At 31.6% G+C, this 23,623-nt stretch carries 16 protein-coding genes and 2 pseudogenes; 17 read left to right on the top strand and 1 reads right to left on the bottom strand.

Annotated features, from left to right (window positions below):
- From HW276_RS11915 to HW276_RS11445, 16 genes and pseudogenes are all read left to right on the top strand, one after another.
- The coding region (locus HW276_RS11915; protein ID WP_304599218.1) for a POTRA domain-containing protein at positions 1–879 on the top strand (879 nt) is incomplete at its 5' end.
- Positions 869–1,027: a hypothetical protein gene (locus HW276_RS11910; RefSeq protein ID WP_255460499.1), complete on the top strand. Its 159-nt coding sequence runs from the start codon at positions 869–871 to the stop codon at positions 1,025–1,027. The genes HW276_RS11915 and HW276_RS11910, both read left to right, overlap by 11 nt.
- A gap of 140 nt (positions 1,028–1,167) precedes the next feature.
- A pseudogene (locus HW276_RS11905) lies at positions 1,168–1,548 on the top strand (ShlB/FhaC/HecB family hemolysin secretion/activation protein); the annotation flags it as partial.
- Positions 1,532–1,675, top strand: coding sequence for a hypothetical protein (locus HW276_RS11900; RefSeq protein ID WP_255460498.1), 144 nt, complete (start codon positions 1,532–1,534; stop codon positions 1,673–1,675). The pseudogene HW276_RS11905 and the gene HW276_RS11900, both read left to right, overlap by 17 nt.
- 157 nt (positions 1,676–1,832) lie before the next feature.
- Positions 1,833–2,033, top strand: a complete 201-nt coding sequence (locus tag HW276_RS11505; RefSeq protein WP_178938612.1) for a hypothetical protein — start codon at positions 1,833–1,835, stop codon at positions 2,031–2,033.
- Positions 2,030–2,631, top strand: a pseudogene (locus HW276_RS11990) (filamentous hemagglutinin N-terminal domain-containing protein). Before HW276_RS11505 ends, HW276_RS11990 begins: the two are co-directional and overlap by 4 nt.
- Before the next feature lie 235 nt (positions 2,632–2,866).
- Positions 2,867–3,232 (top strand): hypothetical protein, encoded by a 366-nt coding sequence (locus tag HW276_RS11490; protein ID WP_178938609.1) that lies wholly within the window; start codon positions 2,867–2,869, stop codon positions 3,230–3,232.
- Complete coding sequence (locus tag HW276_RS11485; RefSeq protein WP_178938608.1) at positions 3,175–3,453, top strand: hypothetical protein; 279 nt, start codon at positions 3,175–3,177, stop codon at positions 3,451–3,453. The genes HW276_RS11490 and HW276_RS11485 overlap by 58 nt, the downstream gene beginning before the upstream one ends.
- A gap of 29 nt (positions 3,454–3,482) precedes the next feature.
- Complete coding sequence (locus HW276_RS11480; protein ID WP_178938607.1) at positions 3,483–3,728, top strand: hypothetical protein; 246 nt, start codon at positions 3,483–3,485, stop codon at positions 3,726–3,728.
- A gap of 239 nt (positions 3,729–3,967) precedes the next feature.
- Complete coding sequence (locus HW276_RS11475; protein WP_178938606.1) at positions 3,968–4,126, top strand: hypothetical protein; 159 nt, start codon at positions 3,968–3,970, stop codon at positions 4,124–4,126.
- A complete protein-coding gene (locus tag HW276_RS11470; RefSeq protein ID WP_178938605.1) occupies positions 4,119–5,186 on the top strand; it encodes a hypothetical protein in 1,068 nt (355 codons plus the stop codon). The genes HW276_RS11475 and HW276_RS11470 overlap by 8 nt, the downstream gene beginning before the upstream one ends.
- A 39-nt stretch (positions 5,187–5,225) precedes the next feature.
- Positions 5,226–5,426: a hypothetical protein gene (locus HW276_RS11465; RefSeq protein ID WP_178938604.1), complete on the top strand. Its 201-nt coding sequence runs from the start codon at positions 5,226–5,228 to the stop codon at positions 5,424–5,426.
- Positions 5,423–5,848 (top strand): hypothetical protein, encoded by a 426-nt coding sequence (locus HW276_RS11460; protein ID WP_178938603.1) that lies wholly within the window; start codon positions 5,423–5,425, stop codon positions 5,846–5,848. Before HW276_RS11465 ends, HW276_RS11460 begins: the two co-directional genes overlap by 4 nt.
- Before the next feature lie 17 nt (positions 5,849–5,865).
- Positions 5,866–11,175, top strand: coding sequence for a hemagglutinin repeat-containing protein (locus HW276_RS11455; protein WP_178938602.1), 5,310 nt, complete (start codon positions 5,866–5,868; stop codon positions 11,173–11,175).
- 1 nt (position 11,176) lies between these two features.
- A complete protein-coding gene (locus HW276_RS11450; RefSeq protein ID WP_147003364.1) occupies positions 11,177–11,797 on the top strand; it encodes a hypothetical protein in 621 nt (206 codons plus the stop codon).
- A 232-nt stretch (positions 11,798–12,029) separates the two neighbouring features.
- Positions 12,030–12,281 (top strand): hypothetical protein, encoded by a 252-nt coding sequence (locus tag HW276_RS11445; RefSeq protein WP_147003365.1) that lies wholly within the window; start codon positions 12,030–12,032, stop codon positions 12,279–12,281.
- Positions 12,282–12,503: 222 nt separating this feature from the next.
- On the opposite strand, the gene HW276_RS11440 is transcribed toward HW276_RS11445, so the two are convergent.
- The gene (locus HW276_RS11440; RefSeq protein ID WP_178938601.1) at positions 12,504–13,508 is read right to left on the bottom strand and encodes a replication initiation protein; all 1,005 of its coding nucleotides are present in this window, start codon (positions 13,506–13,508) and stop codon (positions 12,504–12,506) included.
- 523 nt (positions 13,509–14,031) lie between these two features.
- Between HW276_RS11440 and HW276_RS11435 the strand changes: the two genes are divergently transcribed.
- Positions 14,032–22,746, top strand: coding sequence for a filamentous hemagglutinin N-terminal domain-containing protein (locus tag HW276_RS11435; RefSeq protein ID WP_178938600.1), 8,715 nt, complete (start codon positions 14,032–14,034; stop codon positions 22,744–22,746).
- The last annotated feature ends 877 nt before the right edge of the window (positions 22,747–23,623 follow it).

The raw sequence follows: 23,623 nt of genomic DNA, 5'->3' as shown, positions 1-23,623 counted from the left end.
CAGAGACAGCTTGAGCAGGAAAGAAGCAGGATGGAGCAGCAAAAAAGTCAAGAAGAATTTGAAAATACTAGATTTAATGATGTTTCAAAAATTGATAAAGATAGCAACTTTGATGATAAAAATTCTAAAAAGTTTTTGATAAATGAAATTGATATTGAAGATAAAGACAAACTACTTTCTAAGAAAGAAAAGAAAAACATACTTAAAAAATATGAATATTTGGAAATGGGAAGCAGCGATATTCAAAATATTCTGGTTGAAATTACTAATAAATTAGTTTCTAAAGGATATATTACAAGTATTGCGACAGTTTCAGATAAAAATGATTTGACTACAGGAACTTTAAACTTAAAAGTTGTCGCAGGGAAGATTGAAGACGTCAGAATTAATTCTGGCAATGGACTTGACAAGTATAAAGAATTTTTTATGTTTCCTAAAAACAGAGGGAAAGTGTTGAATATAAGAGATCTGGATACTGCTACGGATAATTTTAACTCTATCGGTGCTAATAATATGAAGATGGATATTGTTCCTTCAAGCCGTGAAAACTACTCAAGAATTGAAGTAAAAAACAGATTAAAGAATAAATATACTGTTGGAATTTTAACTAACAACTATGGGGACGATAAGCAGAACGGAATTTGGAGAAGAGGTATAAACCTTAATATTGAAGCCCTCTTGGCATTGGGAAACTTCTATTTCACATACATGACTGTTCCTAAAAAAGATCCTGACAGAAGCTGGAAGAAAAACATAGAAGACTTAGCTCCGGAGAAATTTTACCAATTGGTCCAGTTGGTTATGATCCTTCAAAGGGAGATACATTGCCATATAAAAGACGGCTTGATATGTTTAATTTTGGTATACGATGAAATTTAGAACATATACTTTAAGACTTAATTCAAGTAAAAGTATTCAGGAAAGCAGTTTCTATTCGGGAAATACAGTTTATGATATGTACTCATCAAGTCGGACTACACAAGCAAATTTGGAAAAAATATTGTTCAGAAATCAAAAGAGCAAGTAAGTTTTGAAGCAGGGATAAAACAGAAGCATAACCAGAACTATTTGGAAAAATCGTTTTATCTAATAGAAAATTGTCAATAGGGACAGTTGGCTTAAATACAACGACATCTCTATTAGTGGTATTCTGGAGTAAATTTAGGATATGAAAGAGGACTTAAAATTTTTGGAGCAGAAAGGGATAATGGAAAGCTGGATATAAATCCGAAGGCTCAATTTGATAAATATACTCTTGATGTAAGCTACTATAAGCCTATTACGAATAAATTCGTATACAGGGCAAATATTTACAGCAGTTATTCAAATGATGTGCTTTACGGAAGCGAAAGACAGACAATAGGCGGTGAGGAAGTGTCGGAGGATTCAAGAATGATACGATACAAGGGGATAAAGCAGTTGAAATTGATAATGAGATTCATACAATATTCCTATAAAAAAATTGCAATAATTTCACCATATTTGAGTTATGGATATGGAACGGCAAAATACAGCAAGGATAATTCAAAATATGCAAGAGGTATGTAACGGAATTACAACAGGATTAAGACTTAATACAAAATATCTTGATTTTGATTTTGGATATGCAAAGCCAATGGCACATTCAGATTATTTAAATCCTAAAAAGCAGATATATACTTTAGCGGAAATATGAAAATTAGTTTTTAATATATTAATATAAAAGGAGATAAAATTTGGAAAATAAAATTTTAAAAAAAATATCGCATTTTTATTATTGTTATCAATGAATATGAATAGTTTTGCAGCAAATCTTGAACTAGATCCAATTCAAGATACAATACAAACTTGACATGTCACGAAATGGAACTCCAATCGTTAATATTTCTACTCCGAATGGTCGTGGAATAAGTATTAATGAGTTTCTTGACTACAATGTCGGTCATGAAGGGCAAGTGCTTAATAATGCTGATAACATTGGGCGTAGCCATCTTGCCGGGATTATTAATGCTAATCCGAATTTGGCTGCAAACCAAACCAGGCTGCAAACTTGATAATCCTTCAGGTAAACGGGTCTAACCGTTCGGATATTGAAGGGTATCTGGAAGCTTTGAGCCGTCAGAAGGTAAATGTGATTTTGAGTAACGAAAATGGTATTTACTTAAATGGTGCGGGAACATTAATATTAGAAATTTTGTTCCGACTACAGGAAGAGTAAAGCTTCAGAATGGGGACTTCGTAGGAATTGATGTTGAAAAGGGAAGAGTTGTGATAGGCTCAAACGGATTTGATGCCTCGACTACGGATTATGTCAATGTAATTGCAAAAGCTCTTGAATTGCAGGGAAGCCTTGTTGGAAACAAGGTTGATGTAACTCTTGGAGAAAATACAGTTGATAAAAATGGTGCAGTTACTTCAAAGCACGGAATAAATTCTGTTGCAATTGATGCAAGTAAACTGGGTTCGATGTATGCAGGGCAGATCAGTATAATCAGTACTGATAAGGGTGCAGGAGTAAACTCAAGGGAATTGTTTACTCAAGAGATAAAAAACTTGAAATTACAGCAGATGGAAAATAAATGTTGCAAAATTAAAGGGAACGGTATTGAAATTAATGGTACAGAGTACATCAGGCTGACTTGCCAGTTCTGATAAAGGGATTAATATCAATGCAAAAATATTAGGCTAAATGGAGAAACACAGGCAGCTGGGGATATTAATTTAAATGGGAATACTCAAAATAGCTCTAAAATATATTCTGAAGGGAATTTTAATACAGGAAGTCTTTTAAATACAGGCGATATTAATGTTGTGGGAATTTTAAGGCTGATGATTTTAAAAATGTTTTGGCAGCTGTTAATACAGGTGGAAATTTGAATGTTAAAAATTGGAAAACAGTGGCAGCATTCAAGTTTCTAGAAGTACAGGGATTGACGGGAAGTTAAATAATTCAGGCAACTTGACTTCTATAGGCAAAATAACTGTAAAAAATGATATTTTAAATTCTGGAAATATTTCAACTAATGGAGATTTGTCAAGTAAAAATGCAGTTTCATCAGGTATAATTGTTGCAAATAATTTTACAACAAGTAATTTGCAGAATGATGGAAAAATCTTTACTAATGCGGATTTGAAAACAAAATATTTAAAAATACTGGAGAAATTTCAGCCGTTGGGAAAATATCAAGCGACAGTATGGTTTCAAGTGGAAGCATTAGAACAAATGAAGCTCTTGATATTTCAGGTGACTTGAATAATGACGGGACTTTACAGAGCGCTAAAGATATTACGGTTTCAAGTAACATTAAAAATAGCGGTAAAATTTATGCTGGCGGAAATTTATCAGGAAAAGATGCTGTTTCAAGCGGGAAAATAGTTTCTAAAAATTTAAGAGTGAATGACTTAAAAATGATGGAGAAATTTTTACAAATGAAGATCTTCAGGCTAAAAATGTTACGAATACTGGTAAAATAGCATCTGCTGGAAATATTTCCACAAAAGATTTGAAAACTTCAGGAAGCATAAAATCTAACAGAAAAGTTACAGTTTCAGGAAAGCTTGAAAATGATGGGGATTTGGAAGCTGTAGAAGATATAAAGGTTTCGGGAAATGTAAGAAACACTAAAGAGATAGCGACAAATGGTGATTTTTCTGGTAAGAATGTGGTTTCAAAAGGGAAAATTATTTCTAAAAATTTTGAATCTGAAGATTTGGATAATGATGGTAAAATTTCTTCAAATGAAATGTAAAAGCTAGAAATATTAAAAATACTGGAGAAATTCAGGCTGTAGGATCAATATCAGGAAATGATTTAAAAACTTCAGGAAAAGTTAGGGCAAATAGAAAAATTACAGTTTCAGGAGAACTTGAAAATGGCGGGGATTTAGAATCAGGAAAAAGTCTGACTGTTTCAAAAAATATTAGAAATACTGGAAAGATTGCTGTAAATGAGGATATTTCTGGAAAAAATACCCAAAATTCAGGAAGCATGTATTCTAAAAATCTTAAAACTGATAATTTGAAAAACGATGGAAAAGTTGAAGTTGGAAACGATTTGAAACGGCGGATATTGAAAATACTAAAGATATTACAGCTGTTGGGAAAATCTCAGGTAGTAATGTTAATAATTCTGGAAAATTTTGACTAATGGAACATTGGATGTTAAGAATGTTAAAAATATTGGAAAAATTGCAGCAGGAAGTGATGTTACATCGCAAAGGCTTGAAAATTCAGGAGTTCTGGCGACAAATGGGAATATTACGACTTCAGATTCGATGATTAACGGTGGAAATATTGAGGGTAAAAATCTTGATATAACTGGTTTGGAATTCACAAATAGCGGTAAAATATCGGCTGACAACATTAGGGCAAGGGTTAATGACACTAAAAATAATGGGAATATTTCTTCAGCAAATGATATTGATTTAACGACAAATACTTTAACAAACACAAAAGAAATGCTGGCAGCAAACGACATAAATTCAAATAATGCGACAGTTTCAAATTCAGGGAAAATGGCTTCAAACGGTAAAATACTGCTAAATAATTCGAGCATTACAAATATTGGAGAGATTTTGTCTGGAGAAGTTTCTATGCAAAATGCGAAAAAATTTGATAATACTGGAACAATAAAAGGGAATAAGACGGTTCTTACAACTGACCAGGATCTAAATCTGGTTGGAAATTTGCATGGAGAAAGCTTGCTTGAAATTTCAGGAAACAACATTACAAACAATGGAAATACGACAGGGGCGGGGCTTATCAAAATAAGTTCTAATGACTTTACAAATAATAAGGAACTGGCTTCAAATGCTGTGATTATTGATGGCCGTGGGAATGTTGTAAACAACAATATGATTACTGGAAATGATGGTAAAATTAATGGAAACAGCATTACTAACAATGATTTGATCGCTTTTGACAATTATCTTGAGATGAATGCTAAAAGTAAGGTCTTAAATAATAAAGATAAAAGTATTTATGGTGGAAATGCTCTGATAATCAAAGGTTCTGAAATTTTGAATGATGAAGGTGAAATTCTTGGCGGGAATATGGATCTGAATGCTTCTAAAATCACTAATAATGTTGGAACTATTCAGTCAACTGGGGATATTTTTGTTACTTCAAATGATTTTCAGAATATTGGAAGAGTATCAAATCTTGGAAGTTATGAAAATACTATGAAACTTGGGATAATAGAATTTTAACTGAAAATGAGGTAAAAACTCTTGGATTGATATGATAGGATGGAGACGGTTACTAAAAACAAAGATAAAAGATGGATAGGCTTTAGAGCAAGATACATTGACAAGCTGAAGAACAGACAGAATACATCCAGTAAAATACCGTCATTGCTGCTTTCACAGGATGAAAATACATTGAAGCAGTTGACGCAGACTCACACAAAGATACAGACAGGAACACCTGAAATCCCTCAAAAGCGTTGAAGGGGAAAATAAAAAGCAATGCAACTACGGAATATGGAAAAATGATCGCTTCTGGAAATATCATAATTAATTCAGGAGATGTTAAAAATAAGGACAGCTTAATCTCTGGCGGGGGATTAGTTAATATTAATGCAACAAATTTTGAAAACTCTGTAACTCTGGGAAATGCTGTAAAACTTAAGGACGGAGTTGAAAAAATAAATTATGAAAAGTGGAAAGTAAAACATGGAATCCAATGGAAATTAAGGGCATATTATAATAGGGATCTTGTTGATGGTGGAATCGGATATGAAAGCGGACAGCCTTCCATCATTGAAGGGGCTGTAGTAAATGTAAATGCTCCAAATATCATAAAAAACTCTATTGAAGCAGGAAACGGAAAAGTACTGAATAATGGCGGAGCAACAGGCAAAGCAATTTAACTCCTGTTTTACTTGGTGTGAATAAAGGGACAAGTTCAAATAATGGACAGGTTGGAATTTCTGCAAATGGGGCAGTCGATAAATTTAACAGTATCTTTAACGGTAATTCAAAAGTTAATGGCAACGGCAATAATAGTTTTGACAGGGCAATACAAATTTCAGGAAATAATTCAGTTATTCAAAATATTAAAAAAACTGGAACAATTGATGTAAACCCACTATTAAGCAGTGCAATGTTTACGATGAATATGAGTCCATCTTCAAAATATCTTCTAGAAACTCGTTCAAAATACATAAGTCTAGGTCAATATTATGGAAGCGACTACTTCACTTCAAGAGTTGGGTATTCGGAAATTTGGGACAGAAGTAAAAGATTAGGAGATGCTTTTTATGAAAATCAATTGCTAACAAGAGCTTTAAATGAAAAGCTTGGAACAAGTTTTTTGAATGGGAAGTCTAATCAGGAATTAATTCAGTCAATGATGGATAATGCGGCTGATGAAAAAGCAAGGCTTGGTCTTGTTGTCGGTCAAGCATTGACTCAGGATCAGATAAATGCTTTGAATGAAGACATTATCTGGTATGTTTCAAAGGAAGTGAATGGAGTCAGTGTTTTGACACCGCAAATTTACTTGTCAAGCAGAACTAGGGAAAGCATAAGCGATGACACTAGAAATAGAATTGGTGGAATAAATGGAACTTATGTCAAGACTAAAGATTTTGTAAATGATGGGACAAAATGGGGTAATGGTGGAGTTACCTATGTTGAAGCGAATACTGTGAGAAATGAGACTACAACAAACCTTCTTTCTGAAATTACCGGAGATAGAACTTATATAAATTCTGTTGGAAATATTGAAAATATTGGTGGATCAATTAATGGACAAGATCTTGTTTCAGTAGTTTCACAAAACGGTGATGTAGTTAACAAAACTACAACAAGAGAAATAGGATATAATAATGGAGAATTTGATAGGAGCAGATACACGGAAGTAGCTTCAATTGGAGAAATCTCTTCAAATGGGAATACGTATATTGAAGGTAAAAATTATACTTCGACAGGAGCTGTAACTTCAGGAAATACAGTAAAAATAAATGCAAGTGAAAATATAAATATAAATGCACTAAAATTAACTGGGGAACAAAAATTTGGAAGAGATGAAGATAATTATGGAAGTTATGGTTTTGTAAATCATCTAAAATCTTTTGTAAATGGAACAGATGGAGTTATGATGACTTCAGGAAAGGATACAAATATTTCAGGAAGTCAGGTGGCTTCATTTGGAAATGTTAATATTAATGCACAGAATATTAATATTACAAACGTCGTTAATAGTGAATCAATGGAATCAAAACATGTTAATTCAGGATTTTTAAGCACTGAAAGAAAAGCTAAAAATAGTTACGTTGAAGATAATCAAGGTTCTCAAATTTTTGGAAACAATGTGCTACTTAACTCCAAGAAAGATACAAATGTCATAGCTTCAGATGTAATGGCAAATAAGGATAAATTTGGAAATGGTGGAAACATACTGGTAACTGCTGGAAATAATGTAAATATCTTAAGCGATACAACTTCACAGTCAAGCAGCTCAATGACATCGAAGAGCAAAAGCATAGGTTCACTTAATATTGGAAATAAAGGAAGAGCTGATGGGATGGCACAAATTATCCAAAATTCATCGCACCTTTCTGCAAATGGTGGAAATATAGTTGTCAAATCAGGAAAAGACACCTTGATTGGTGCAAGTGAGCTGCAGTCAACAGAAAGCATAGGACTGGTAGCAGGCGGAAATGTCGTGGTTACAGGACTTGATGAAAAATACGGGGAAAGTTCGTCCAAATATAAAGGCGGAATGTTCAGGGGCGGACATTTATACAAGAGCAATTCTGAAAGTGAAATGAACCAGAACATTACGAACAAGGAAAGTGTGCTAAAGGCTGGAAAAGACATAGTTGTCAAGGGAGAAAACATTGGAATCATCGGTTCGGACTTTGATGCCGGAAAGGATATAAATGTAGATGCTAAAAACGGAATTATTGTAAAATCAAGAAATGAAGTCTACAGTAGCGAAAATCAAAAAAATGAATCAAAAGTAGGATTTTTTGCAAAAGGGCATAACTTATCATTTGAAGCTGGAATAGAAGCAAAATCAAAATCAGATGCTTCGGCAACTAAGCAGATAAAACCTGATGAAAGTACACTAGTTGCAAATGGAAATATTAATCTGAAAAGTGGAGAAAATATTTACTTTGAGGGGGATGCCGCAAGTGGACAGGACATCAATTTTGACTCCAAGAACATATTTATTGCGGACTCTGAAGGAAAAATTGAATATATGAACAAGAGTAAGGAATCAAGAGTTTCAGTCGGAGTGGATATGAATTTTAATAATTTAAGTGATACATTTACTTCAATAGGAAGAATGTATTTTAAAGCTGGAGCTCTTGAATATTTGAAAAATCCTAAAAAAAAGGTGCTTGCACATAATTTTGGATATATGAAATCAATTTTACATCTGAGTGATTTAACATCATTTGCGGGAGATTTGTTATCTGGAAAAAGTTTGCTTGAAAGCCTTGATGGAAGAGAAGATACAATCAATGGAATAAATAGTTATTTTGCAGGACCAAAAGAAGGAAGCGGAAGAGCAGGAGTTTATGCGAAAGCTTCAATGAATGCTTCAGAAAATAGGGGAAGCAATGGAACAATTGAAAGAACTAGCCTTACAGCAGGTGGAAGTGTAAATTTAAAAGGTGATAACAGTGTAACAATCAGAGGAACTGATATTAAAGGGTTTAATGATGTCAACATTGAAACAAAAAATCTTGATATAAAGGCTTCTAAATCATCTATGAACAGTAAAAATGCTTCATTTGGATTATCGGGGGAATACAGTGTATTTGATAAGACATTTTCTCTTTCAGGAAATATAAGCAGAGGAAAAACTGAAGGATATACGTATAACAATACAACCATTGACGCAGGAAATAAATTGCATATTAACATAGAAAATGGAGCGATAAAAGGTGCAAATATTTCTGGAAACGATGTAGCAGTAAATGTTAAAGGAAATTTAGAGATTGCAAGTTTGCAGGATTATGAAAAAACAGACCAAAGAGATGTTGGCGGAACAGTTGGAAGTGCAAGAACCTACAGTGGACAACTTGGAGTAACTAGTGGAACTAAGAACTGGATAGGAGAGCAGACTTCAATCGTTGGAAGAAACAGCATAAGAGTAGATGTTGGAAATAAATTGACATTAACTGGAGCAAAAATTTCAAATGAGGAAAATGGAATTGATAAAGGCAACCTTGTAGTAAGAGCCAAAGAAATAGAGGCAAGGGATATTGAAGGGCATGATGACTTAATGTCTGTTAATGTTGAGGGAAGTCTTGCAAGAAGGGATATAGAGCACAATCAAAAGAATGGAAAAAAAGCTCATGAAAAATATGAAAACGATGGAGCAGTAACAGTGGAAGGACACGAAAGAGAACAGATTGCAAGGGCAACAATAGGAAACGGTACAATCGAAGGAAATGTGTTTGGCGGAATCCACAGAGACATTAAGACATCAAGTGAAATAACAAAAGGTGTGGAAGTAAAACCAGTAAGAGTGGAATACAATGATGAAAGGTCTGATTGGGGCTCAACTAACAAGATATTGGCTCAAAATGCTGGAACTTTCGGTAAATTCTTGGATAATGTAAATGAATTTAAGGGATGGAATTTAGTTGATAATGTTGTAGGGAAACCAATAACAAATGCTGTTAATACATTCTTGCCAGAAAAAGGAAAAATTACATTGACGAATAGTTATGAAAGCACATTTAAGAATACAACATATGATGCAGTAAGAAGTGTTGAGGATTTTATTGATAAAAATGGAAATGGTACTGTAGGATTAATTCCAACATCAGGAATGCACGGCGGATTTATAGAACAAATTCCTAAATTTGTTATTGAAGATGAACAGAAAGTTTATAAATTGGTTCTTACTATTAAAAATGGTGAACCTAGTTATGAACTGAAAGAAGTAAGCAGATTGGATTCAGAAGAGTTACTAAAAAAAGGAGAAAAAGTAAAGGTATTTAATAACGGAATGAATGAAACACTAGAAAAAGCAGTAATGAATACTGCAAAACAATATGCTTATGGACATGGAGATGGCGTATATGAAATGGCTCTAATTTATAATCCAACAAGAGGATTTGTAGCTGATGCACTTGAAACAGGACTTGGAAAAGTTTTTGATGGCAAAAATGCACCTAGTTTAGGAGTGTCAAGGGGATTTGAAACAGCTCTAAGGACAAATGATCCACATCAAAGCTATGAATTAAGAAGCTACAGTCAAGGAAATATTATATTAAAGGGAGCATTAAATAATATGGCAAGAAAAGATGATATAAAAATGCCAAACTTTAAGTTAAGTCATATGGCTAGTCCAATTATGGATAAAACATTTGCCAAAGGTTCATACTTACAATCTCACTTAGGATATACAAATATAGGTTCAATAGGAAATTTATACGATGGAGTAACAAGTGAAAAGACAGGAATGTTCTTTGGTAAAGCAACAGCTGGACTTGCTTCAGAAATGATAGATGTTTCAAATGACTTTGACAAGGAAAGAAAAGCATTGTTAAACGGAACAAAAGGACATTATATTCATGAATTTACAAAAAAGATTCCAGGACTAGGAGAAGCAATGGGAAATATAGAGCAGACAGCTCAGGTAAAAGCACCTTTATTTTTATTGGAAACGATAAATGCGAAAAATGGAACAGATGCAAGAATGAAAGGATATGTGTACATAGAAAATGAAGATATAAAAGATATATATAGAAAACAATATCCTAATGATACTAAAACTGTAGATGTGAATAAAATGAGAAAAATATTGAATAAAGAATTTAGTAGACACAGAATATATTTTGATGGAGATTTTGGATATAAAAATCAATTAGATGAATTAGAACATTGGAAAAATGTGGCTTTAGGTGTAAGAGAGGAAGATAAAAAAGAAGGAAGAGAAATATATAGATATTTAATAGAGAAACAAAAAGAAATCAATATTCAAAGACAAAACAACGTAATAGACATACTAAAAACACAGCGAATACCTAGAGCAGATTACGATAAAGATTTAGTAGAACAAAGAAACAATGTTTTAAAAGAAGAATTGAAAAATATAGATCCTAGAAATCCTTCATTAGAAAGAAGTGGAACAGAAATTCAAAATCTTGAAAGAAAAAATAACATATTCCCAACAAATAGAAATATAAATGATACTATTCAAAAGTTGAGAGAAAGAGTGGGTAATTAATATGAAAAAGTTAAAGTTTATATTATTAATATTGATAAGCATTTTTTGTTTAAATTCCTGTTTATTAACAACAGCAGCGGCAGGAACATATTTATTGGGGACAATGGGGACTTATTATTGTGCTGAATATGGTTGTACTCGTGATAGAACAGAAAAAGATGTAGATGGATTAAATATTTTTACAAAAAATAACCCTTTAAAAGTTAAAAATTATTTTGAATCCATAAAGAAAAGAGAATTAATAAAAATTAAAGTCAAAGGTAATAATGAAGTTTTTACTGTTACTTTACCTAAAAATTTTATATTGAAGAAAATAAGTGATGGTTATTATTTATATGATAAAGAAAAAAATATAGGTTTTTTTTCAATAACTGATTCAAAAGATGAAAGAATAGCGTTTGAAGAATTGTACAATAGTGCAAAAAAACAAGAAAATTATAAACTTCTAAATACTTATGAATATAAATTTTTAAATACCTATAAAGGAGTTTTTACATTTATAATTGACGGAAAATACACTTATAGAATGAAAAAAATTTCAGAACATTACTATGCGTATTATGAACAAGAATTACAAGAAGAAGCACATGAGATATATGATTATCTTATTGAAAATTTATAAAATCAATATCTTAAAAAATTAAGTGTACCTAAAATTTTGTACAATCAATTGCTTACAAGAGCTTTAAATGAAAGGCTACATATAATGTTAATAATCCAGACATAGATAAGTTGGTAAAAAAATCAAGGAAAAAAATGAATTTACTCATCATTGTATTGATGGTAAATTTGAATAATTTATTAAATTTTTTCAAGGATTATTGAATAATTCTTAAATGGAAAGAGAAAGTATAATGAAAAAATTATTATTAGGAACTATAGTTACAATCTGCTGCTTAAATGCAGTTGCTAAAAATAATGAAGTAATTAAGTTAAAAAGTTCATCAAGACAAGTTGTTGCTGATAAAATTGATGAAAATTTAGAAAAAACATTAGATTTCAGTCAATCTAATATAATTGGTTCAGAAGCATTAAAGGAATTAAAAAAATCTTCAACAAACGAAGATAATGAAACTTCTAAAAATATTTTAGTTCCTTTAAAATAAACTAAAACTTCAAAATGACCGTTGTTGTAAAAGACATCGGTTATTTTTTCTCTCATTTTTATACATCCAAATAATTAATACAAAAATTTTAGTTATATCAAATTCACCCATATAACCCCTACAAGCCAAAATTTTCATTTAAGGCATAGTTTTATACCAAAAATTGATTTTTTGAGCTGTATGGATGTTATATGGGCTTTTTAGATGATATTTTTAAATAAATTAGATGGCGTATTTTTTAAACCAGTTTTCAAAATTTTTGAAACTGTCAAAAGTAAAGTCCTGAACATAGCCATCATCTACATTTCTGATTTTTACGTTCAGTTTATCATTTTTTTGATTGAATGCCAAAATTTCAAGATAGTTGTACTGTTCATAAAAACTGTCGTACATCTTAACTTTTCTGTATAAATAAAAATCAGATGCTTTATTTATCCTATTTTTTTCTTCTTTCTGTATTTTTTCCTTTATTTTATGCTCTCTAATTTTCTCTATGTCAAATCCTGCCTGCTTAATTCCTTCAAGATTTTCCTGTTCAGCAACTTGCCTGTTCTCTTTTTTAAAATGAAATTCAAATCCACTGACACTGCTTCTCCCACGTCCTGTTTTCTTTGAATATTTTTTTATTATTTTTAAGTTATATTTTTCTCCCAGTTCATTTAAAATGGGCTGAAAAACTCTTTTGTCAATATCTGATATTTTATAGCTTTCAGAAATTCCTAGAAGTCTGTTAAAATCATCTATGGAAATTTTCCAGACTCCAGTGTGTCTAAATTGCTTCATTCTGCGATAAAATTCTTTTGTATAAGTGGACTTGAATTTTACAAATTCTTCTAGTTCAAAACGTGTAAAGTTTGAAGTCAATTCATTTAACAAAAATAGAAATTCATCATTGACAGAAACTTCCAAAGTCTGAAGATCAGTATCAATTACAAAAGACTTGAATAAGGCAAATTGGATTATTTTATTCCGATTGTAAAATGTAAAATTTATTTTTAATAATTTCTTGTTGACGTTCATTACATTTTTTATAAACTCTTTTGTCGTTTCATTTTTATTCAGCTTGATATATTTTTTCAAGTCAAAGAAATCAAAAGTAACTTTTTCCCCCTTTTTTTCCTTTAGTTTGGAAGCAATGGTAATTAATAAATTCAGTTCCTGACTTGTAAATCCTTTCAGAGCAACATTATTAAACTGATTGTTAAACTTAACAATTTCATTTGCCATAATTGTCCTCCCATTTTTATTTATTTTCTATAGTTATTTTACCATATTAAAACGGACATTTCAATATTTTTGCCCTTTTTATTCTCCCAAAACGTCCTTTTTAATTTCCCTTTTTGACCTTTTAAATTCCCAAAATGTCCTTTTTATTCTCCCCTTTTGCCCCTTTTATTTTCCCAAAAAGACCTTTTTATTCATAAAAAACAATTTTTTCAATAATAATCAACCCTAATATTTATCATAGTTAGAAGCACATCAATTTTTTTCAAAAAATGTTCTAAAAGTATATGTATAATTAAAAGATATATATAAAAAGGGTATAAATAAAAGGGAATAAAATTCTTAATTTTATAAATTTAAATAAAATTTGTTTAGTTAAATAAAAATTAAAATAATTTTCTGAAAAAAACTCATTTATTAAAATTAGTATTTACATTTGCATATAATTAATGTTAAAATAATAAAAAATAAAATAAATCTTCAATGAACTTTCTAATGAGTAAAAATATCGAAAGGAGATGAATGGATGAAAGAAAAAAACAAGATACTGCGTAAGCTGACTGTGACACTTCTTCTAAACGTGTTCAGCTTCAACATTCTTGCTGACGGACTTCAGGTTGACCCTAATTCAAGATATAATACAAAGCTTGATATGTCACGAAATGGAACTCCAATCGTTAATATTTCTACTCCGAATGGTCGTGGAATAAGTATTAACGAGTTTCTTGACTACAATGTCGGTCATGAAGGGCAAGTGCTTAATAATGCTGATAACATTGGGCGTAGCCATCTTGCCGGGATTATTAATGCTAATCCGAATTTGGCTGCCAACCAGGCTGCAAACTTGATAATCCTTCAGGTAAACGGGTCTAACCGTTCAGATATTGAAGGGTATCTGGAAGCTTTGAGCCGTCAGAAGGTAAATGTGATTTTGAGTAATGAAAATGGTATTTACTTAAATGGTGCGGGAACTATTAATATTAGAAATTTTGTTCCGACTACAGGAAGAGTAAAGCTTCAGAATGGGGACTTCGTAGGAATTGATGTTGAAAAGGGAAGAGTTGTAATAGGCTCAAATGGGTTTGACGCATCGACTACGGATTATGTCAATGTAATTGCAAAAGCTCTTGAATTGCAGGGAAGCCTTGTTGGAAACAAGGTTGATGTAACTCTTGGAGAAAATACAGTTGATAAAAATGGTGCAGTTACTTCAAAGCATGGAATAAATTCTGTTGCAATTGATGCGAGCAAACTGGGTTCGATGTATGCAGGGCAGATCAGCATAATCAGTACTGATAAGGGTGCAGGAGTAAACTCAAGAGGAATTGTTTACTCAAGAGATAAAAAACTTGAAATTACAGCAGATGGGAAAATAAATGTTGCAAAAATTAAAGGGAACGGTATTGAAATTAATGGTACAGAGTACAATCAGGCTGAACTTGCCAGTTCTGATAAAGGGATTAATATCAATGCTAAAAACATTAAGCTAAATGGAGAAACACAGGCAGCCGGGGATATTAATTTAAATGGGAATACTCAAAATAACTCTAAAATATATTCTGAAGGGAATTTTAATACAGGAAGTCTTTTAAATACAGGCGATATTAATGTTGCTGGGAATTTTAAGGCTGATGATTTTAAAAATGTTTTGGCAGCTGTTAATACAGGTGGGAATTTGAATGTTAAAAACTTGGAAAACAGTGGCAGCATTCAAGTTTCTAGAAGTACAGGGATTGACGGGAAGTTAAATAATTCAGGTAACTTGACTTCTGTAGATAAAATAACTGTAAAAAATGATATTTTAAATTTTGGAAATATTTCAACTAATGGAGATTTGTCAAGTAAAAATGCAGTTTCATCAGGTATAATTATTGCAAATAATTTTACAACAAGTAATTTGCAGAATGATGGAAAAATCTTTACTAATGCGGATTTGAAAACAAAATATTTCAAAAATACTGGAGAAATTTCAGCCGTCGGAAAAATATCAAGCGACAGTATGGTTTCAAGTGGAAGCATTAGAACAAATGAAGCTCTTGATATTTCAGGTGACTTGAATAATGACGGGACTTTACAGAGTGCTAAAGATATTACGGTTTCAAGTAACATTAAAAATAGCGGTAAAATTTATGCTGGCGGAAATTTATCAGGAAAAGATGCTGTTTCAAGCGGGAAAATAGTTTCTAAAAATTTAAGAGTGAATGACCTTAAAAATGATGGAGAAATTTTTACAAATGAAGATCTTCGGGCTAAAAATGTTACGAATACTGGTAAAATAGCATCTGCTGGAAATATTTCCACAAAAGATTTGAAAACTTCAGGAAGCATAAAATCTAATAGAAAAGTTACAGTTTCAGGGAAGCTTGAAAATGATGGGGATTTGGAAGCTGTAGAAGATATAAAGGTTTCAGGAAATGTAAGAAACACTAAAGAGATAGCGACAAATGGTGATTTTTCTGGTAAAAATGTGGTTTCAAAAGGAAAAATTATTTCTAAAAATTTTGAATCTGAAGATTTGGATAATGATGGTAAAATTTCTTCAAATGAGAATGTAAAAGCTAGAAATATTAAAAATACAGGAGAAATTCAGGCTGTAGGATCAATATCAGGAAATGATTTAAAAACTTCAGGAAAAGTTAGGGCAAACAGAAAAATTACAGTTTCAGGAGAACTTGAAAATGGTGGGGATTTAGAATCAGGAAAAAGTCTGACTGTTTCAAAAAATATTAGAAATACTGGAAAGATTGCTGTAAATGAGGATATTTCAGGAAAAGATACCCAAAATTCAGGAAGCATGTATTCTAAAAATCTTAAAACTGATAATTTGAAAAACGATGGAAAAGTTGAAGTTGGAAATGATTTGAAGACGGCGGATATTGAAAATACTAAAGATATTACAGCAGTTGGGAAAATTTCAGGTAGTAATGTTAATAATTCTGGAAAAATTTTGACTAATGGAACATTGGATGTTAAGAATGTTAAAAATATTGGAAAAATTGCAGCAGGAAGTGATGTTACATCGCAAAGACTTGAAAATTCAGGAGTTCTGGCGACAAATGGGAATATTACAACTTCGGATTCGATGATTAACAACGGAAATATTGAAGGCAAAAATCTTGATATAACTGGTTTGGAATTCACAAATAGCGGTAAAATATCGGCTAATAACATTAGGGCAAGAGTTAATGACACTAAAAATAATGGAAGTATTTCTTCAGCAAATGACATTGATTTAACGACAAATACTTTAACAAATATAAAAGAAATGCTGGCAGTAAACAGCATAAATTCAAATAATGCGACAGTTTTAAATTCAGGGAAAATGGCTTCAAATGGTAAAATACTGCTAAATAATTCGAGTATTACAAATATTGGAGAGATTTTGTCTGGAGAAATTTCTATGCAAAATGCGAAAAAATTTGATAATACTGGAACAATAAAAGGGAATAAGACGGTTCTTACAACTGACCAGGATCTAAATCTGGTTGGAAATTTGCATGGAGAAAGCTTGCTTGAAATTTCAGGAAACAACATTACAAACAATGGAAATACGACAGGGGCGGGGCTTATTAAAATAAGTTCTAATGATTTTACAAATAATAAGGAACTGGCTTCAAATGCTGTGATTATTGATGGCCGTGGGAATGTTGTAAACAACAATATGATTACTGGAAATGATGGTAAAATTAATGGAAACAGCATTACTAACAATGATTTGATCGCTTTTGACAATTATCTTGAGATGAATGCTAAAAGTAAGGTCTTGAATAATAAAGATAAAAGTATTTATGGTGGAAATGCTCTGATAATCAAAGGTTCTGAAATTTTGAATGATGAAGGTGAGATTCTTGGCGGGAATATGGATCTGAATGCTTCTAAAATCACTAATAATGTTGGAACTGTTCAGTCAACTGGAGATATTTTTGTTACTTCAAATGATTTTCAGAATATTGGAAGAGTTACTGGTTTAGGAAATTATGAGAAGTATTATGAAACTTGGGATGGAATAAAATTAACTGAACAGGAAATCAAGAATGAATGGGCAATTGATGATGGATATGATTGGGGACATGGGCATTACAAAGATGCGATAGATGATCAGAAAGCTGAATTTGAAAAATTTGTTGCAAAAAATAAGAATTCGAGATTGAAAACATATTTACTTACTAAACATGAAGATTTTTTGAGAAGTAAATTAGGACAGGATTTAGGAAATGATGACACTTTTAAAACTGGAAGTGCACTATTTCCAACCGAAGAATTGACTGAAAAATTAAAAAGTAATGCGAATACTGAATATGGGAAAATGATTGCTTCTGGAAATATCATAATTAATTCAGGAAATGTTAAAAATAAGGACAGTTTAATTTCAGGTGGCGGATTAGTTAATATAAATGCGGCTAATTTTGAAAATTCTGTAACAATAGATACTTCAACACCAATAAAATTGAAAAAAGGTTATGATCTGTATGAAATAAATGTTGAAAAAAGAAGTCATGGTTATGATATGACAATTTTTCATGATAGAAAAATGGACACAAAAAATTTCTTGGTAGGATATGCAGCAGGTCAGCCCTCGATTATTGAAGGTTCAGTTGTAAATGTGAATGCTCCGAATATTATTAAAAATCCAAATGAATATGGAAATGGAAAAGAATATGAAAATGGTGGTGCAATAGGAAAAACACTAATTTCATCAAGTTCATTTGGGATAAACAAAGGAACAAGTTCAAATAATGGACAGGTTGGAATTTCTGCAAATGGAGCAGTCGATAAATTTAACAGTATCTTTAACGGTAATTCAAAAGTTAATGGCAGCAGCAATAATAGCTTTGACAGGGCAATACAAATTTCAGGGAATAATTCAGTTATTCAAAATATTAAAAAAACTGGAACAATTGATGTAAACCCGCTATTAAGCAGTGCAATGTTTACGATGAATATGAGTCCATCTTCAAAATATCTTCTAGAAACTCGTTCAAAATACATAAGTCTAGGTCAATATTATGGAAGCGACTACTTCACTTCAAGAGTTGGGTATTCGGAAATTTGGGACAGAAGTAAAAGATTAGGGGATGCTTTTTATGAAAATCAATTGCTAACAAGAGCTTTAAATGAAAAGCTTGGAACAAGTTTTTTAAATGGAAAGTCTAATCAGGAATTGATTCAGTCAATGATGGATAATGCGGCTGATGAAAAAGCAAGGCTTGGTCTTGTTGTCGGTCAGGCATTGACTCAGGATCAGATAAATGCCCTGAATGAAGACATTATCTGGTATGTTTCAAAGGAAGTGAATGGAATCAGTGTTTTGACACCGCAAATTTACTTATCAAGCAGAACTAGGGAAAGCATAAGCGATGACACTAGAAATAGAATTGGTGGAATAAATGGAACTTATGTCAAGACTAAGGATTTTGTGAATGACGGGACAAAATGGGGTAATGGTGGAGTTACCTATGTTGAAGCAAATACTGTGAGAAATGAAACAACTAATAATCTGCTTTCAGAAATTTCAGGAGATCAGACTTATATAAATGCAGTTGGAAATATTGAAAACATCGGTGGAAAAATAAAGGGAAATGAAGTTGTGGCACTAATTTCTGAAAACGGAAAAGTAGTAAACGATACAACAAAAAGACGAATAGGATATGATAACGGAAGATATGACAGCAGCTGGCATGATGAAATCGCTTCACTTGGAGAAATATCTTCAAATGGGACAACTTATATAAAGGCTAATGAATACACTACAACTGGTGGAATCCTGTCAACAAAGAATATGATCTGGGATGTCAATAAGCTAAATGCTGATGCCTTGAAATTAAGTGGAGAAGACAGAAATGGATATTCTGAAGATAATTTTGGAAGATATAGCCAGACAACGCATTTAGGTGCTGGAATAGTTGCAGATGCAACATCAGGAAGAATTGGAGATATGAACTTAGTAGGTTCAACTTTTGCAGGTGGAGATACAAGAAATTTACAAATTGGAAAAGTAAATGTAGAATCAGTTGTAAATGTCTATGAAAGTGAATCAAAGAGAACAAACAAAGGATTTATGAGTTCTGACAGCAGTTATTTCAATAACCACGAAGAAGAAAATGTCACAGGAAATTTACAGCTTAGCGGAGCAAGAATTGAAGGAAACTTGACAGGAATCGGAAGTAATATTGATTTAGGTGAAAATACCTTTGTTGGCGGAAAATTGACAACAGATTCGAGAGAGCTGCACAACAGTTTTTATGAAAAAAATACATCCAGAGGATTTAGTGCAGGAATTAGTCACGGAACGGCTTCATTAAATTATGGAAAGTCAAGCAGCACCTATGATGAAAAAGATACAATAAATGCCAAATCAAATTTAAGAATTGGCGATGGAAGTGTACTGAATAACGGAACGGAAATTACGGCAACAAATTTTGAGTATGGAAATATTCAAATTAATAATGGCGATGTAAAATATGGTGCAAGAATTGATACAAGAGATGTACATACTTCAAGCAAGAGCAGCGGCTTCACAATATCAGCGGGAATAAACAGCCCAGCATTGGACAGGGCAAAACAGGTTGGCCAAGCTGTAAGTCAGATTAAGAATGGCGATACTGCAGGCGGAGCTATGGAAGCGGTAAATGCCGCAACTGGGACAATTAAGGGGCTCGCAGACAATCAGGGGACAAGACAGATAAACTATGATACTAATGGAAGTGTTGGAAAACAAGGAGTAAAAAATGCTTCAGCCAACAATAATTTTTATGCCAATATTGGAGTAAATGCTGGAATCTCTAAATCTAAGAGTACTTCAAATTCACACACAGAAAGTGCTGTTGTGACAACTATGAAACCTGCTGATGAAAATTCAAGTATTACGTATAATAATGTAAATAACATAACTCATCAGGGAACACAGGCTCAGGGTGGAACATTCATCTACAATAATGTGGCAAACATTCAGAAGGAAGCTGTGGAACTTCATAACAGTTATACATCAAGCAGTTCAAGCAGGGGAATAAATGCAGGTGCTACAATTGGCTATGGACACAAATTGCAGACTACTGGAAACGGCGGAAGCATTTCAGCTAGTCAAAGTAACCAGAATACAGTTGAAACTGTCTATGCAAACGGAAACTTCAAGAATGTAAATGAAGTTCACAACAACACAGGTTCAATGGTATTAAATGGCTTTAATCAGGAAGGTGGAAAAGTTACAGGTAATATCGGTAAACTGGTTGTAGAAAGCAGACAGAATACAAGCACAACAACTGGAAGTTCAAGCGGAATGAGTCTTGGAATAAGTGCAAATGGAGTACCAAGCTCTGTAAACATAAATGGAAGCAGAACTAATGGAGATAGAGCATTCGTAGACAACCAAAGCACATTCATTATCGGAGAAGGAAGTAATCTTCACGTAGGAACGCTTGAAAATACAGGAGCTGTAGTTGGCAAGGAAGGAAACTCCACATTCAAGATTGACACCTATGTTGGAAAAGATATTCAGAATCACGACACGATGAAGACAACAGGCGGATCGCTTGGAATTTCAACAGAAGAACCAAAAATTACAAATGTTGGATTTAATCAGGACAGCAGGGACAAGCAAGGAATCACAAGAAATACAGTAGTCGGAGATGTTGAGATAGCAGGAGCTGAGGGAAGTCCAATAAATAGGGATATTACAAGAGCAAATGAAGTTACGAAAGATAAACAATATTCGACTAAAATCAATGTTGAGAGCCAGACTATTGAGTATGCTACTAATCCTGGTAAACTGAAAGAGGATATTGGGAAAGCCAAAGAGGAAATAAGTGATATAAAGTGGGCAATTGATAAATCAATTCACGATATGGGAGACGACAATAGAAACTTCTTTGGACAGTTATCAGAAGTAAGGTTGAGTAAAACTATTGACAACATAACGAGCCAAAGATTAATAGGCAAGACAGTAGGCACTGAAATAGCAGATGTTTTTAAGGATGCCTATAAAGATTTAGGATACGATATAAACATCATATTCTCAGATCCTAAAAACTCTCCACAATTATTAGATGAAAATGACAAGCCAAAAACAGGAACGGCTTATGTACGTGATGAGAATGGAAAGAAAATCAAGACAATAATAATCAATGGAGAAGATCCGAAGAATGCAACAAAGGCTGGACTTATCGGAACAATAGTTGAAGAGGGAAGCCACGTAATAGGAAAAGTTGAAGGCAGACAGAGAAAGACAGGAACAGATGAAAAAGGGCTTGAAAGTACAGGAAGAGCTTCAAACGAATATTTTGTTGAAAAATACAAGGATGACAATACACCTATTAGTATTCATTCGGATGGGAAAGATTATTCTAATGTTGATTTTGGTGAGAATGTGGGAGATAAAGCAAATGAATTTGCAGATGTTGGGTCGACTAGTATTATTCCAGGATTGTCTTATAAATTTAATATGAGCGGGGATGAAGCAAGAAAATATGTAGACCAACAATTAACAAGTATTTTTGGAACATCTGTTAATTGGAATGATTATTTTAATGTAAAAAATGTAGAATACAGAGAAAAAATGAATTATTATTTTGGTTTAGCTAAAAATACTTTAAGAGTAAAAAAAATAATCGGTACTTTTAAAAAATCAGGAAATACCTATATAAAAATTGTACAAGATAATAATAAAGAAATGATATTAAAAGAATTACCAGAAACTGAAGCACTTTATCATAATTTAAAAATAGTAAATGGAGAAATTCATATGAATTTTACTAATTTAAATAGAAAATTTGTACAGGATGATGGATATGAACTTATTACTACAAAAAATTTAAAACAATTAAAAGGAGACCCTGTTAATCAAGCAACATATAATACATATTCGTATCTTGCTACTATAATGACAAAAAATAAATCAATTAATTTGTGGGATAAAATAAAGGGAAGTGGAGACGGTTTAAAACATCTTGATACAGATGTTAAATTTTGGACATTATATGGAACTTCTCCACAAGATCCTACAAATAATAAAGTAAGTTATAATAATATGCCTTCTCTCTATGATCAAAGGCAGCGACTGGCTAATCGTTCTCTTGGAAAAAGTATAGTAGATAATTATGATATATACAAAAAGGCAGCAAGTTACCATAATAATAATTTGAGTCTCACACAATTGGAAAATTTAGAAAAAAATATGTCTGGTATAAAAAAATTAACAGGAAATGAGCAAGTTAATAAAATAAAAAGTATTCTAGGAGTTAAATAGATGAAGAAAGTTATTGAGTACAATTATTTACGAATATTTTTGCTTATAGATATTACATTTTGGATTAATTCTAATTCAGTATTAAATCGTAATTTTGATTTTGGAACAAACATAATATTGTGGCTAATAATAAAATTTATAAATACAGTTTTTTATTTTTTGTTTTGGGTATTTAAAAAAATGTTAGATGAATTTTTAAGTAAAAATTTAAAAAATAAAAATTTAAAAAATTTATTAAAATTAATAATTTCAAAGTTGTTATTGTATTTATTTTTTATATTAAATATTATTATTTTGTTTGAGATATATACATTTAGATTTATATCAGTTTGATGAGGTGAATTATGAAATATTTAGAAATTTTTATTTTAACTAATATATGTTTTCAAATATACAATAATGAATACCATAATCATATTTTATTAAATATTTATATTAAAATAAATTTTTTATTTCTTATTTTTATAGGCATCATTATTTTCATTGATAGAAAAAAAAAAGATTAAATATTTAGAGTATTTATTATACGGAATATTTTTGTTTATCTTTATGAATCTTTAAAAATTTAAAACTATTTTTAAATAATCGTTGTTGTAAAAGACAGCGGTTATTTTTTTTCTATATTACATATAGTTTGAATTTTTAAAACAACTTTTTACCCAATAAATTTTAGAAAAATATTTATTTAATTTCCTAAATTAGTTCCTTTTTATTATACCATTTTTATATATTATCTTTTTATATACCTTTTTAGGTACTTGCAAACATGTATAATTACTGCCTTTTAAATAAGTTAAAAAACAAGCTTTTCAGTAAATAAAGACAAGTAAATCAGTAGATTTAAAACTAGAAAATCAGTAAATAAAAACTAGGTTTT

The sequence above is a fragment of the Leptotrichia sp. oral taxon 417 genome, assembly GCF_013394865.1.
Taxonomy (GTDB): domain Bacteria; phylum Fusobacteriota; class Fusobacteriia; order Fusobacteriales; family Leptotrichiaceae; genus Leptotrichia; species Leptotrichia wadei_A.
This window is presented reverse-complemented; position numbering and strand designations above follow the sequence as displayed.